General features: G+C 39.2%; 14 protein-coding genes and 1 pseudogene. 13 read left to right on the top strand and 2 right to left on the bottom strand.

Going from position 1 to position 14,311, the window contains the following annotated elements:
• Positions 1-193: 193 nt before the first annotated feature.
• Positions 194-307 (top strand): annotated as a pseudogene (locus ML543_RS15235) (flagellin); the annotation flags it as partial.
• A gap of 224 nt (positions 308-531) precedes the next feature.
• Here the strand turns inward: ML543_RS15235 and ML543_RS15230 are convergent.
• Positions 532-1,308: an endonuclease gene (locus ML543_RS15230; RefSeq protein ID WP_243388289.1), complete on the bottom strand. Its 777-nt coding sequence runs from the start codon at positions 1,306-1,308 to the stop codon at positions 532-534.
• 134 nt (positions 1,309-1,442) lie between these two features.
• On the opposite strand from ML543_RS15230, the gene ML543_RS15225 reads away from it, so the two are divergent.
• Entirely contained in the window at positions 1,443-1,634 is a 192-nt protein-coding gene (locus ML543_RS15225) for a YjfB family protein (RefSeq protein ID WP_243388288.1), read from the top strand.
• 135 nt (positions 1,635-1,769) lie between these two features.
• On the opposite strand, the gene ML543_RS15220 is transcribed toward ML543_RS15225, so the two are convergent.
• Positions 1,770-2,027: a hypothetical protein gene (locus ML543_RS15220; protein ID WP_243388287.1), complete on the bottom strand. Its 258-nt coding sequence runs from the start codon at positions 2,025-2,027 to the stop codon at positions 1,770-1,772.
• 209 nt (positions 2,028-2,236) lie between these two features.
• Between ML543_RS15220 and flaG the strand changes: the two genes are divergently transcribed.
• From flaG to ML543_RS15165, 11 genes are all read left to right on the top strand, one after another.
• On the top strand, positions 2,237-2,569 hold the full coding sequence (flaG, locus tag ML543_RS15215) for a flagellar protein FlaG (RefSeq protein ID WP_243388294.1): 333 nt from the start codon (positions 2,237-2,239) through the stop codon (positions 2,567-2,569).
• A 14-nt stretch (positions 2,570-2,583) separates the two neighbouring features.
• Positions 2,584-4,092, top strand: a complete 1,509-nt coding sequence (locus ML543_RS15210) for a flagellar hook-associated protein 2 (RefSeq protein WP_243388286.1) — start codon at positions 2,584-2,586, stop codon at positions 4,090-4,092.
• Positions 4,093-4,186: 94 nt separating this feature from the next.
• Positions 4,187-4,588 (top strand): flagellar export chaperone FliS, encoded by a 402-nt coding sequence (gene fliS, locus ML543_RS15205; RefSeq protein ID WP_243388285.1) that lies wholly within the window; start codon positions 4,187-4,189, stop codon positions 4,586-4,588.
• Positions 4,588-4,935, top strand: coding sequence for a flagellar protein FliT (fliT, locus tag ML543_RS15200; RefSeq protein WP_243388284.1), 348 nt, complete (start codon positions 4,588-4,590; stop codon positions 4,933-4,935). Before fliS ends, fliT begins: the two co-directional genes overlap by 1 nt.
• A 9-nt stretch (positions 4,936-4,944) precedes the next feature.
• Positions 4,945-5,319 carry a DUF8042 domain-containing protein gene (locus ML543_RS15195; protein ID WP_243388283.1) on the top strand — a complete coding sequence of 125 codons (375 nt, stop codon included), beginning with the start codon at positions 4,945-4,947 and terminating at the stop codon, positions 5,317-5,319.
• 543 nt (positions 5,320-5,862) lie between these two features.
• Positions 5,863-6,417: a ribosome hibernation-promoting factor, HPF/YfiA family gene (gene hpf / locus ML543_RS15190; RefSeq protein WP_243388282.1), complete on the top strand. Its 555-nt coding sequence runs from the start codon at positions 5,863-5,865 to the stop codon at positions 6,415-6,417.
• A gap of 396 nt (positions 6,418-6,813) precedes the next feature.
• Positions 6,814-7,266 (top strand): Lrp/AsnC family transcriptional regulator, encoded by a 453-nt coding sequence (locus ML543_RS15185; RefSeq protein WP_243388281.1) that lies wholly within the window; start codon positions 6,814-6,816, stop codon positions 7,264-7,266.
• A 99-nt stretch (positions 7,267-7,365) separates the two neighbouring features.
• A complete protein-coding gene (secA, locus tag ML543_RS15180) occupies positions 7,366-9,873 on the top strand; it encodes a preprotein translocase subunit SecA (RefSeq protein WP_243388280.1) in 2,508 nt (835 codons plus the stop codon).
• A gap of 149 nt (positions 9,874-10,022) precedes the next feature.
• Positions 10,023-11,121, top strand: a protein-coding gene (gene prfB / locus ML543_RS15175; RefSeq protein ID WP_419095393.1) for a peptide chain release factor 2 whose coding sequence is annotated in 2 segments (ribosomal slippage) — positions 10,023-10,094 and positions 10,096-11,121 — 1,098 coding nt in all. Because the reading frame shifts where the segments join, the coding sequence is not laid out codon by codon here.
• Between the two features lie 337 nt (positions 11,122-11,458).
• Positions 11,459-13,357 carry an asparagine synthase (glutamine-hydrolyzing) gene (gene asnB / locus ML543_RS15170; RefSeq protein ID WP_243388278.1) on the top strand — a complete coding sequence of 633 codons (1,899 nt, stop codon included), beginning with the start codon at positions 11,459-11,461 and terminating at the stop codon, positions 13,355-13,357.
• Positions 13,358-13,570: 213 nt separating this feature from the next.
• On the top strand, positions 13,571-14,260 hold the full coding sequence (locus ML543_RS15165; protein WP_243388277.1) for a 3D domain-containing protein: 690 nt from the start codon (positions 13,571-13,573) through the stop codon (positions 14,258-14,260).
• The last annotated feature ends 51 nt before the right edge of the window (positions 14,261-14,311 follow it).

The following is a 14,311-nucleotide window of genomic DNA, read 5'->3' as shown; positions in this document are numbered from 1 at the left end:
CAAGCTCCTGTGAGGAAACTCTGGAGAAGGTTCAACGACTAGGGTAAACCACCTAAAGCGAGAGCCATGGTGATGAAACCCGTAGGTGAAGCGATGGTGAGAGACATTGTGAATCCGAAGTGCCCGGCCCCTAACAGTTGAAGCTGAGGGTGAAGAGATAGTCTAGTCATTTGTGAAAGCAAATGTTCGCACGATGGCGAAAGAAATGATGGAGTTCACAAAGAACAACATCCTCTCTCAAGCAGCACAATCAATGCTTGCGCAAGCAAATCAGCAACCACAAGGAGTACTTCAGTTACTTCGTTAATTTATAAAGGTAGAGGTCTTAGCATCGCTAAGACCTCTATTTTCTATACTCTAAAATGGTAAGGAATTAACAAATCATTTAATAAAGTAATAGAGGGAAACCGTTTGACTTCTTGAAAGTCCTAATTTTTCTTGAATGGCAAAAAGAGTGGCTAATTCCTCATGAGAGAATTGCACTTGATATGCTTGTTTACTCCTTTTTGTGTTTATTTGAGGAAAAGTGTACTAAAAGTATTGGATGATGTAGTCTCGATTCTCTAACATTGGAAGAAAAGACTGCTTTAATTTAGATATGATTTCCTTTATATCCTGACTTGGTGATGCGAGTTTTATGTGAGAGGGTAGGTAAATGGTTGTCCTCAAATGCGTTTTCTCAATAGGTTTATCCATTTTTGGGAACACACATTTTCTTTCCATGCTTCTATGTATATACGGTTTAATAAGATGGAGAAAGTAATAGATTTGAGGTTTATCATATATTATTAATCGATTCTGACCATCCTTTTTAAATTCTAGACAAAATTTATTTTTTAGTAGTTCTTTTAAACTCAAGATTTCTTCTTCCGTAAAAGATTCTGTTGAGAGGATTACTTTTTTTAACTGTTGATTTGTTATTTTTAAATGCCCATCGTCTTGATACCACCAAGCTAAACACAATGGAGTGAAATATTTTTCAAGTTCATTTATAGGTACTACCTTTTTCTTATTTAAATACCACTGATTTTTCAAGCGAATAAAAAATGGATGTGTTTTAGACTGGACATAGAGCTGTTCTTTATAGCCTTTGTTTACTCTAGGGTCATTTAATTTACGGTATTTTGGAGCGTTCATTGGAAGGTGGTTATTTAACTGTTCATAGCAATGTACACACCACTCCTTGTCTTTTAAGCTGTGGGCAAAACGGAATCTTGGTGAACGGCTTTCATCAATAGTTAAATTACCATCACCAAGGAGCTTTCCGAATACCATTTCCATCATAAAAGAATCTAAAGGGTGATCCATGTCAATCACGTCCTTCCTTTTTCTGAAGTAGAAGCTAAATCTGATTTTCTCCAAGTGTTTCCACTTAATTCCTTAAACATCTGTAATCCCACCCGATAATAAAAGTGAACCGACTAAAGAGGGGAGTGGATTGTATGGACATCGCAGCACTTTCAATGATGCTTAGCCAGACTAATGTAAACCAACAAGCGAGTCTTTCAGTCATGAAAATGGCCATGAATACGGCTGAACAAAATGGACAGGCCATGCAGGAGTTAATGCAAACAACGCAAACACCTGTGTCATTAGAGCCACATTTAGGAAACTCTGTTGATCTAAAGGGATAATGAGAAGGGAAGCGCTCGTGCTTCCCTTTTACTTTAAGAGAGTTAGTCATACAAGATGAAACGTTGAGGAATTACAAGTTGATCTAGGGTTAGTAGAGTGAAATTTATAGTGGGGGTTAAGAACGTTGTCTTCAATTAACTATTCATCAATTTCTTTCGGAAGGTCCGAATGGACACGTCATGTTCCCCAATGATTTCATAAACGGATTTAAAGCTTTCAGATAGATTTTTCACTTCTTCGTTTGTTTCGATGACAGCTTGTTTTAAGGATTTATGCTCATATTCAACATGAGTTAAACGTTCTTCAATCCGATTTAGTCGTGTGTTCATGCCTTTCAGTTCACTTTCTATTGATATCATTCTCTCTAAAATTAAATCAATCTTCTGTTCCATTCTTTTCACTCCTCATTTGTTTTTTCATCACCATTGTATCCGATAGTAAAAGAGGTGGACAAGTACACCGACGGAATAAGTTGTGTTAAATTATGGTTATCAATATTTAACTAAGTTTAAAACGTGAACATTTCCTCGATCCTCTAAAAAAATCCTTTATTAGACCGATATAAGAAATAGAATGAAGCGAATTAGGGGGATGGGTGGATATGTCGGTAGATGGGATTTCACCGAATTCATCTGTAAAGCTTGAAGAGCTTTCCACGTTTAAGCCATCAAAGCGTGAAGATGGCAAAAACGTCGAAAGTCGTGATATAACGAAAGTGGAAGTAGAAAAAGCGGTTGAAAAGGTAAATGAATTTATGAAGCCGATGGAGACGTCGATTCAGTTCGTGCTTCATGAACAGTTAAATGAATATTACGTAAAAGTGATAAACAAAGAGACTGAGGAAGTCATTAAAGAAATTCCATCAAAGAAAATGCTCGATATGTATGCAGCAATGGCTGAATTAATGGGCCTAATAATAAATGAGAGAATTTAAGGTGGTGATCATCTATGGCAATTCGAATTGGTGGTTTAGCGAGTGGAATGGATATTGATACGTTAGTGAGCGATTTAATGAAAGCTGAGCGAATGCCACTCGATAAAATGTATCAAAAGAAGCAGACGCTAGAATGGCAGCGTGACGACTATCGTGAGATGAATAAGCTTTTAAAAGAACTCGATACCCAAATTTTCGATGGGGTGTTTAGACAATCTTCCTTTACTAAAAAGGCGATTACGAGTTCTGATGAAACAAAAGTGACAGCAAAGTCTGTAAGTGCGACAGCGAACACCTCAGCAACCGTTGAAGTATCGCAGCTAGCTTCAGCCGCATCTTGGAGCTCAAATAACTTAGCAGGATTCACATCAGCAGCGAGAACATTAACCTTCGAAGTGCAAGACCCTGGGGCAACCTCTTCGCGTACGGTAACCATTGAGTTGGATGCTGATGATACGATTGATGACCTTGTTACGAAGATTAATAGTTCATCTCTCGGAATGACAGCAATGAAAGAAAGCATTTATGATGCTGGTAGTGGCACATATAAGGATACATTTGTTTTGACGAGCAATAAAACTGGAAGCGGCGGATACATTAAAGCTGGAGATGCAGCGACAAAAACGTTTATGCAAAACGATCTTGGCTTCACAGCATGGAATGGTAGCGATCCAGATATATTAGACCCATCAACAGCTGGTCAAAATGCCGTTGTGAAAATTAATGGGTATCAAATGGAAAAAACGTCCAACACCTTCACGGTAAATGGGATGAGTTACACGGTTAAAAATACGACAACATCCCCTGTTACAGTTTCGTCTACTACGGATGTAGATTCCATTTTGGACACCGTTGTCCAATTTGTAAACAAATATAATGAAGTTATTGAAAAAATCAATGGTGAACTAACGGAAGAACGATATCGTGACTATGCACCGTTAACGGACGAACAGAAAGAAGCGATGACAGAAACGCAGGTTGAATTATGGGAAGAAAAAGCTCGAAGTGGTTTACTGCGAAACGATAGCATTTTATCTGGTGGCTTAAACCAAATGCGTCTTGACTTTTATTCAACCGTCAATAATAGCGATGTGATTAGCGGGTTTCAACAGCTAGCTGATATCGGGATTACGACCTCATCAAACTATTTGGACCGCGGTAAACTAATCATTGATGAAACAAAGCTACGTGAGAAAATCGAAGAGAACCCAGATGCCATTTATAAATTATTTATGGCAAATGGATCGACATTTGAGGAAAAGGGAATTGCGCGAAGACTTCGAGATACCATCAAAAATACAATTGGGAAAGTGGAAGAGAAAGCTGGAAACACACTTTCAACGAATCAACAGTTCACAATTGGTCGAAATTTAACCGATTTAGAAAAGCAAATTGATCGATTTGAAGACCGACTCATTCAAATCGAAGATCGTTACTGGAGTCAATTCACTGCGATGGAAACAGCGATTCAGAGAATGAATGAGCAGTCTATGTATTTGATGCAGCAATTTGGTGGATTCTAGGCACCATTCCTACTGCTTAATTTGTATCCCCATTTTTTCCAAAAGAGCGTTATAATGGGGATACAAGAACAAGGGATTATAAGGAGTGTCTTTTATGGCAATGAACAATCCGTATGAAGCTTATCAACAAAATAGTGTCACGACCGCTTCGCCAGGAGAATTGACGTTAATGCTGTATAATGGGTGTTTAAAATTTATTAAACTGGCGAAAAAAGCGATTTCTGAGCAAAATCTTGAAGAAAAAAATATTAATCTACAAAAAGCACAAAATATTATTCGCGAGCTCATGGTGACGTTAAATACGGATATCGAAATCTCACAACAATTGATGGTGATGTATGAGTACATGAACCGTCGATTAATTGAAGCGAATATTAAAAATGATGTAGGCATTCTGGAAGAAGTAGAAGGCTATGTTTCTGAGTTCCGAGACACTTGGAAGGAAGTCATTCGATTAAGTAAAGTGAACGCGCAAGAGCAAGGTGGCCAAGCATAATGGACCGGATCAATCGAGTCATCCAACTAACGGAACAATTACTTCAGCTAACAGCTGAAACGAATGAGAAAAATCGAGACGAACAAATTGAAAAGCTGCAGTCTCTCCTAGCACAGCGAGAAGAAGCACTAAAAGATATCGTCCCACCTTTTTCATCTGAAGAAATGGAAAAGGGGAGACAGCTTTTTCCATTAGATGAACAATTAAAAAAGCAGCTTGAAGCAATGAAGTTTGAAATTAAGAACAAAATTCTTCAAGTGAAAAAGACGAAGCAGTCGGCGAGAAAATACGTAAACCCATATCAACAACAAACGATTGATGGGATGTTTTATGATAAACGAAAATAGGTGACATGTGTGCAGAAGATTTCATCCGAACAATTTGAGCTTTTTATGCGATTTTATTATTTGCTCGATTCCATTGATGAAGGCATACAATATGTCATTCAAAGCTTTGAAAATATTGAGTATACGGAACGGGATCGCGTTTTAACGGATATTATGTTGGCTTTTTACGAAATGGATTCATCGCGTCATTTAATGGTCACTCACATGGAAGAGAATCAGCTTTTAGATCGGTTAGATGAATTAATTCATTTACTCGAGGAAGTAGACTTTATAAAGCAACAGCCGGTCGTCTTTGAAAATCTCGTTCGTTATGAATTATATCCAACCTTTACTGTTTGGAAGCAAGAGGTACAAAAACAGCTACAGACATTTATAACGCATTAAAAAGCATTCAGATTGAATTTCTGGATGCTTTTTCTTTTTCACTTACATGCAGAAAAGATTTCTGCTACAGGTTGCTTGCTTTCCCAGTGTGAATTGAGCCGTTATGGAGGCTCACTAGTCCTAACAGCGTCTCGCACCTATCAGACCTATTCCAAACAGGCTCTACAATTCACTCCATTAAATGGGGTAAATGGTGTGCCTTCACCACATTCGTTCTCAAGATCCTCTCTCTCCTAAAATCCCCCAAATAAAACTCTCAAAACAATGTACATAAGGTGCATATCCCTTGCGATTTCTTACTATCAAGCAGAACGTTCATATTCTATGGCACCCATACTTATTGAACTTGAAAATTTGTGTGAAACGACCTTATATTCTCCGTCATGTTTACATACACTATCATTTCGTAAGGCTGTCATTCGTTTTGCTTCAACAAAATTCAACAAATTCACGAAATTTTCACAAAAAATTAAAGTTTAAGCAGGAAAAGCACAGGGAATTGGAGAATTACATTTACATATCCTTAATAAAGGAGGAGTTCTGATGATTAACCACGTCAGAGGCGAAAACATTGAAGTAACTCCAGCACTTCGAGAGTACGTTGAGAAGAAAATGGCCAAGCTTGAACGCTATTTCGATGAAGGTGTTGAGGCGAAGGCAAATGTCAACTTAAAGTATTACAATGATCAAGAATCTAAAATAGAAGTGACGATTCCAATGCCGCAGTTGGTGTTGCGTGCAGAGGAACATCATGCTGATATGTATGCGGCGATTGATCTTGTGATGGATAAGCTTGAGCGACAAATTCGTAAACATAAAACGAAAGTAAACCGAAAGCTTCGCGAGCAGCAAGCGGACGCTAAATTGTTTGTGACACCGACAATTGGAGAAGCGGCTGATAAAAAAGAATCGGAAGAAGACATTCAAGTCGTTCGGACGAAAAGCTTCGACTTAAAGCCGATGGACAGTGAAGAAGCAATTCTTCAAATGGACATGCTCGGTCATAACTTTTTCGTCTTCACGAATGCAGAAACGAACCGAACAAATGTCGTGTACCGCAGAAAAGATGGAAAATATGGATTAATTGAACCAAGATAGTCAAAAAGGTGCTCCAAAGTGAATGAACTTTGTGAGCGCCTTTTTAGTTGTTACAGAAAGTTTAAGTTCAATAAAGTGTTAAAGTATTCTCTATACCGTTTTTTTTGGTGTCTAGCTCCAAGCGCCATCAGCTCGGGTCGCTTCGGCCCTGCTGTGGCGATGGAAGCCTCCACGCAGGTCCTCCAGCGCTCTTCGCCTAAGGACTTGCGCTTTTCTTATTGTACCGGTATATCACCATTCTTTCTTTATGGAGAGATATTCATTTTGGATAAAGCTTTAAATTTCACTAAAAAAAGGAACGCATTTGCCACAATTTAGTGTAAAATAGTGCAGAGGACCTATGATGACATAAGGATAAAAAGTAGCAAAGAAATACAGTAAAGAGTGGTGTTTGTTTTGAAATTAGATTTAGTCGATCATAAAATATTACAACTCCTATCCAAAAACGGACGCATGTCGTACGTTGATATCGGAAAAGAGCTCAACTTATCGCGTGTCGCCATTCGTGAACGTGTCCATACGTTAATGAAGGAAGGTATTATTGAGAAATTTACAGTTGTCGTCAATACCGAAAAAGTCGGGAAGCAAATTCAGGCACTGTTTGAAGTTGAGTGTATCCCATCGGAGATGATTGAAGTTGCGAAGAAACTATCGGAGCATCCATCAGTTGTCAGCTGTTATGAAATGACGGGACCAAGCACCCTTCACCTACAAGTGTTAGTGCAAAGCCAAGAACAATTAGATCAATTTCTTCACGATGAATTATACCAAATGGAAGGAATTAAACGCGTACAGAGTCATATTTTGCTTCGTACCTTTAAAAGACAAGCTGATTTTGAACTTATGTAGCCACATCGCTTCCATATGACTTCCTTTGAGTTGTTTGTAACTTCAAGCAATGTTACAATTTAAAAAGGGAATTTATATCATTTAGAGGAGCGTTTTGTGATGCTTGGGATATTGAACAAAATGTTTGATGTGAATAAACGTACGCTAAACCGCTATGAGAAAATGGCGGATAAAATTGATTCACTTGGTCCACGAATGGAAAATTTAACAGACCAAGAATTAAAAGATAAGACAGCAGAATTTGTTGAGCGCCTTGATAAAGGAGAAACGTTAGATGACCTCCTCATCGAAGCGTATGCAGTCGTTCGAGAAGCGGCTCGACGTGTTCTCGGTATGTATCCTTATAAAGTACAGCTTATGGGAGCCATTGCTTTACATGAAGGAAACATTGCTGAGATGAAAACAGGGGAAGGTAAAACGTTAACGTCTACGATGCCCGTTTATTTAAACGCCTTAACTGGTAAAGGGGTACACGTCGTAACGGTCAACGAATACTTAGCTTCTCGTGACGCCAATGAAATGGGACAGTTATTTGAATTCCTCGGCTTAACAGTTGGGTTAAACTTAAATAGTTTGACGAAAGATGAAAAGCGTGAAGCATACAGCAAAGATATTACATATTCAACAAACAATGAACTTGGATTCGATTACTTACGGGACAATATGGTGCTTTATACGGAACAAAAAGTTCAGCGACCACTTCATTTTGCAGTCATTGATGAGGTCGATTCCATCTTAATTGACGAAGCTCGTACACCGCTCATCATTTCAGGGCAAGCGGCGAAATCAACCCGCCTTTACTTACAAGCGAATGCTTTTGTTCGCACGTTAACGAAGGAACAAGACTTCACTTATGACGAAAAAACGAAAAATGTTCAGCTAACGGAAGACGGCATGACGAAGGCTGAGCGAGCATTCAATATTGAAAACTTATTCGATATTAAGCACGTAGCCCTTAACCATCATATTAACAATGCTTTACGTGCTCATGTCGTGATGCAAAAAGACTTTGACTATGTAGTTGAAGATGGACAAGTCGTTATCGTCGACCAGTTCACGGGTCGTTTAATGAAAGGGCGACGTTATAGTGACGGGTTGCACCAAGCGATTGAAGCAAAAGAAGGGTTAGAGATTCAAAACGAAAGCAAAACGCTGGCAACCATCACCTTTCAGAACTACTTCCGCATGTACGAAAAATTGTCTGGTATGACAGGAACGGCCAAAACGGAAGAAGAAGAATTCCGAAATATTTATAATATGAATGTTGTGGCGATTCCGACAAACAGACCGGTCATTCGTGATGATAGAGCTGATTTAATTTATCGTTCGATTGAAGGCAAATTTAAAGCAGTCGTTGAAGATATTGCTGAGCGCCATCAATTAGGACAACCTGTCCTCGTCGGAACAGTTGCCGTTGAAACGTCGGAATATATTTCAAACCTTTTAAAGAAAAAAGGAATTCCACATAACGTATTGAATGCGAAAAACCATGCGAGTGAAGCAGAAATTATTGAACAAGCTGGACAAAAAGGTGCTGTAACAATTGCAACAAACATGGCTGGACGTGGAACAGATATTAAACTTGGAGAAGGTGTGAAAGAGCTTGGTGGTTTAGCCGTTATCGGGACTGAGCGTCACGAATCGCGCCGTATTGATAACCAGCTTCGCGGTCGTTCTGGTCGTCAAGGGGACCCAGGGGTGACTCAGTTTTATTTATCAATGGAAGATGAGCTGATGCGCCGTTTCGGTTCTGAAAATATGATGAATATGATGGACCGACTTGGTATGGATGATTCGCAGCCTATTCAGTCGAAAATGGTTTCCCGTGCGGTAGAATCGGCTCAAAAACGTGTAGAAGGAAATAACTTTGATGCACGTAAGCAATTACTCCAATATGATGATGTTCTTCGTCAACAGCGTGAAGTGATTTACGAACAACGTAACGAAGTACTTGAATCTGAAAACCTTCGCGATAAAGTAGAAGAAATGATAAAGAGTACAATCGAGCGTGTCGTCGCTTCCTATACACAAGAGGAATTGCCAGAGGATTGGAACCTTGAAGGGCTAATGGATTGGGTAAAAGCGAACGTATTAGATGAAGATACAGCTCTTTCTGAAACGGATCTTCGTGGCAAAGAAGCAGACGAAATCATGGAGCTTATTTGGGAACACGTTCAAGCTCGTTACAACGAAAAAGAGGAAGCATTCACTGAAGAGAAAATGCGCGAATTCGAACGTGTTATCGTTCTTCGAGCTGTTGATACGAAGTGGATGGATCACATCGATGCGATGGATCAACTTCGTCAAGGAATTCATTTACGTGCCTACGGACAAACAGACCCTCTTCGTGAATATCAAATGGAAGGATATGCGATGTTTGAAAATATGACAGCATCCATCCAAGAAGATGTAACGAAGTTTATTATGAAAGCAGAAATTCGAAACAACCTAGAGCGACAAGAGGTTGCGAAAGGTGAAGCAGTGCAGCCGAAAGAAGGCGATGCACAAGCGAAGAAAAAGCCAGCACGTAAAAAAGTTGAAGTTGGACGAAACGAACCGTGCCCGTGCGGAAGCGGGAAAAAATATAAACAATGTTGTGGGCGATAACGATAAACGCCACTAAACTTGTGATATTCTATTGTTAGAGAGGCTTTTTGCCTCTCTCTCGCTTTTCTTAATTCAAAAGACTATGTCAATCATTCGAAATAATACCGAATGATTATGAAACGAATATTATGCAATGAGGTGTTACAACAATGGAATTAGTAGAGATTCGAACAGAACTTGAAAAAATGGCTAAGCGATTAGCGGATTTTAGGGGGTCTCTTTGACTTAGATGTCAAACAGGCTCGCATACAAGAACTCGAGGAGCAAATGTCCGCCCCTAACTTTTGGGATGACCAAAATGCAGCGCAAACCGTTATTAACGAAGCGAATGGCTTAAAAGACTTAGTTAATCAATTTAATCATTTAAACGAAACGTATGAAAACCTTCAAGTAACATATGAATTAATCAAAGAAGAACCAGATGAAGACTTGCAATCAGAGCTTGAAAGCGAATTGAAATCTCTTACAAAAGATTTAAATGAGTTTGAGCTTCAATTATTGCTCAGTCAACCGTATGATAAAAACAATGCGATTTTAGAGCTTCATCCGGGCGCGGGTGGAACCGAATCACAGGACTGGGGTTCTATGCTTCTTCGTATGTACACGCGCTGGGCGGAGAAAAAAGGATTTAAAGTGGAGACGCTTGACTATTTACCTGGAGATGAAGCCGGTATTAAAAGCGTTACATTATTAATTAAAGGCCACAATGCTTACGGCTATTTAAAAGCGGAAAAAGGGGTTCATCGTCTCGTTCGTATTTCTCCGTTTGACTCTTCAGGACGTCGTCACACATCGTTCGTTTCGTGTGAAGTGATGCCTGAATTCAATGAAGAAATTGATATTGAAGTACGCACAGAAGATATTAAAGTAGACACGTACCGCTCAAGTGGTGCCGGAGGACAGCATGTTAATACGACAGACTCGGCTGTACGTATCACGCATCTTCCGTCAGGTATTGTCGTTACATGTCAAACAGAGCGTTCACAAATTAAAAACCGCGAGCGCGCGATGAAGATGTTAAAAGCGAAACTTTACCAAAAGAAAATTGAAGAGCAAGAAAAGGAATTAGCCGAAATTCGTGGTGAACAAAAAGAAATTGGTTGGGGAAGCCAAATTCGTTCGTACGTTTTCCATCCGTATTCACTTGTAAAAGACCACCGAACTAACGTAGAAGTCGGTAATGTTCAATCTGTCATGGATGGGGAGCTCGATTCCTTTATTGACGCGTACTTACGCTCCATGCTTTAATAACACCAAAAAGCTTCAGGAAGTATGAGAAATCAAACTTTCCGAAGCTTTTTTATTATTTTAGAACTTTTTTCTCATCCCTTTTGTGGCTGCTTTCGTCCTCTCTTGTCAATAAGTAGACACTTTGCCCTCTATGTTGGGACATCACATTTAATTTTCAAGACGGAATGAAAGTTAAGAAAATAATGACTATTTATCCTTTTACCTCACTCTTAATCTGTTACAATGGAAAGGAGAACCTTTTTTTAAAAATAATAGAAACTATTTTGTGGCTTGGTACGTCATACGGTTGGATTGATATGAAAAATATGAAACTACGATGAAGGGTGAACAAACTATGTGCGGTTTTATCGGCGTTATTCGAAAAGAGCCACAATGGCAAACAGACAGACAAAGAGGACTTTTTCAGCAAATGAACCATGTCATTGAACATCGTGGTCCTGATGATGAAGGATACTATGAAGATGAATACGTTCGTTTCGGTTTTCGACGTTTAAGCATTATTGATTTAGAAAATGGCCATCAACCACTTTCTTATGAGAATGAACGTTACTGGATCATCTTTAATGGAGAAATCTATAACTATGTTGAACTACGTGAAACGTTATTAAATGAAGGATACCAATTTAAGACGGACTCTGATACTGAAACTATTTTAGCGGCATACTCACATTACGGGGTGGAAACAGCTAGTAAGCTCCGAGGAATGTTTGCCTTTTTAATTTGGGATAAGGAAGAAAAAAAGGTATACGGTGCACGCGATCCGTTTGGGATCAAACCTCTTTACGTTTATGAGGAGGACCATGAATATTATTTTGCCTCTGAAAAGAAAAGCATTATGCTAGCAAAACACCATGACGAAGTTGATTTAGAGGCATTACAACACTATTTAACCTTCCAATACGTGCCGGAACCTTCGACTATGTCTCAAGAAGTAAAGAAAGTGTTACCGGGTCATTATTTTACGCTAAAAATAGGGGAAGACCTTTGCTTCACTCGCTATTTTCATGCTTATTTCCAATCAAAAGATTTAGGGGAAGACGCTTATATTGAACAAATTCAAGATGCTCTACGAGACTCTGTCAATGTACATATGCGAAGTGATGTACCTGTAGGATCATTCTTATCTGGAGGGATTGATTCTACCTTTGTCGTTGCCTTAGCGAAAGAAATCAATCCGAATATCAAAACATTTTCAGTTGGTTTTGAGAGACAAGGGTTTAGCGAAATTGATGTTGCAAAAGAAACAGCGCGGGTATTAAATGTGGAGAATATCCATTACGTCATCTCACCTGAAGAGTATATGAAGGAACTACCCAAAATCATTTGGCATTTAGATGATCCTCTAGCAGATCCAGCGGCTATACCGCTTTACTTTGTCGCGAGAGAAGCCAGAAAGCATGTGACAGTTGTGTTATCCGGTGAAGGGGCCGATGAGTTGTTCGGTGGGTATAACATATACCGAGAGCCGCTAAGTTTACGAGGCTTCCAACATATTCCTCCATCGGTGAAGGGAACGTTAAAATGGATGGCTCGACATCTCCCAGATGGCATGAAGGGGAAAAGCTTTATTGAGCGAGGCTGTACACCGTTAGAAGATCGTTATATTGGAAATGCGAAAATGTTTGAAATGGATGAAAAAAACCGCTTCTACCATTTTTATGATGCCACGTTAACCTATCAATCGATGACTAAATCGTTTTATGATGAGGCAGCGGGATTTGATGATGTGACGAAGATGCAATATATTGATATTCATACTTGGCTAAGGGGCGATATTTTATTAAAGGCTGACAAGATGACGATGGCCAATTCGTTAGAACTTCGCGTACCATTTTTGGATAAACGTGTATTTGAAGTGGCTTCAAAAATTCCATCGCGCTACAAAATAGCTGATCAGACGACAAAAACGATTCTTAGAAAAGCGGCAAGAGGCATCGTTCCCGACCATGTATTGGATCGGAAAAAGCTTGGATTCCCGGTTCCAATTCGCCATTGGCTAAAAGAAGAAATGTACGATTGGGCAAGAAATATTATTCGTGAGAGCGAAACGGATCATTTATTTAATAAAAACTATTTCCTCTCTTTACTTGATGAACATTGTCAAAATAAAGTAGATAATAGTAGAAAAATTTGGACCGTCCTCATATTCATGATTTGGCATCAAATCTTTATCGAAGAGAAATACACATTTACCTCTCCAAAGGATGAAGAGAAAACTTTACAACTTGTATAGACTTTGGATGAAAAAGGGAATTATTTTTCAAAAAGGTTATAAGGATGACAAGCATGTGCCATCATTTACACAAAATTCTACTTCTGATGTGACAAAATGGGAGAAAACCCTATGATATCGCGTCATTAGCCATGCTTTTGTAATTGTTTTTTCCTTGTAATGGCTCTGTTATATGGTGTTGTTATAATGAGGCCATACAAAGGAGGCATTCATGTGAAGAAAACAGTTATAGCTTTTACGGTAGCTTCAACCATTGGGGTGGCTGGAGTAGGGAAAGCGTCTGCTGAAGTTCATGAAGTACAAAATGGTGAAACGCTTTGGAGTATTTCCAATGAGTATAATGTGACCGTGGATGAAATAAAAGAATGGAACGATTTGACATCGACAACCATCTACCCAAATCAAGTATTGCGTGTGGATGGAGATTATGAGTATACCATTCAACAAGGAGATACTCTTACCGAAATCGCAAAGCAGTATCGCGTGACCGTTGAACAGTTAAAAGAATGGAATCAAATAGAAGATGAACATCTTATTTACGTAGGGGATACACTTGTCATGAAAGAAGTGGGTGAACAGAAAGAAACTGTTGAGGAAACTACAAAAGCGGTGAAGTCGCTCACGGTTACAGCGACAGCATATACAGCCAATTGTGAAGGGTGTAGCGGAACGACCGCGACAGGTATTAACTTACACGAAAATCCAGATAAAAAAGTCATTTCTGTTGATCCGTCCGTCATTCCACTAGGGACGAAAGTCTATGTAGAAGGGTATGGAGAAGCGGTTGCGGCAGATACGGGTGGCGCCATTAAAGGAAATAAAATTGATGTCTTCTTCCCTTCGGAGGAAACAGCTAAGCAATGGGGCGTCAAAACGGTCAAGATACAACTATTAGATGAGTGAACCAGAAAATCAGGCGACTGATTTTCTGGTTTTTTTCGTTGTTACAGAACG

Origin of the sequence: Bacillus kexueae (genome assembly GCF_022809095.1) — a bacterium.
In the GTDB taxonomy this organism is placed as follows: Bacteria; Bacillota; Bacilli; order Bacillales; family Aeribacillaceae; genus Bacillus_BZ; species Bacillus_BZ kexueae.
Note: the sequence above shows the minus strand (reverse complement) of the source record. Positions and strands in the feature narration are given on the sequence as shown.

Bases quoted from the DNA above. Each gene is read 5' to 3' on its own strand.
- fliT (WP_243388284.1), top strand. From the start codon at position 4,588: ATGGACCGGATCAATCGAGTCATCCAACTAACGGAACAATTACTTCAG.
- ML543_RS15225 (WP_243388288.1), top strand. From the start codon at position 1,443: ATGGACATCGCAGCACTTTCAATGATGCTTAGCCAGACTAATGTAAAC.
- ML543_RS15210 (WP_243388286.1), top strand. From the start codon at position 2,584: ATGGCAATTCGAATTGGTGGTTTAGCGAGTGGAATGGATATTGATACG.
- ML543_RS15220 (WP_243388287.1), bottom strand. From the start codon at position 2,027: ATGGAACAGAAGATTGATTTAATTTTAGAGAGAATGATATCAATAGAA.
- hpf (WP_243388282.1), top strand. From the start codon at position 5,863: ATGATTAACCACGTCAGAGGCGAAAACATTGAAGTAACTCCAGCACTT.
- ML543_RS15230 (WP_243388289.1), bottom strand. From the start codon at position 1,308: ATGGATCACCCTTTAGATTCTTTTATGATGGAAATGGTATTCGGAAAG.
- flaG (WP_243388294.1), top strand. From the start codon at position 2,237: ATGTCGGTAGATGGGATTTCACCGAATTCATCTGTAAAGCTTGAAGAG.
- asnB (WP_243388278.1), top strand. From the start codon at position 11,459: ATGTGCGGTTTTATCGGCGTTATTCGAAAAGAGCCACAATGGCAAACA.
- fliS (WP_243388285.1), top strand. From the start codon at position 4,187: ATGGCAATGAACAATCCGTATGAAGCTTATCAACAAAATAGTGTCACG.
- secA (WP_243388280.1), top strand. From the start codon at position 7,366: ATGCTTGGGATATTGAACAAAATGTTTGATGTGAATAAACGTACGCTA.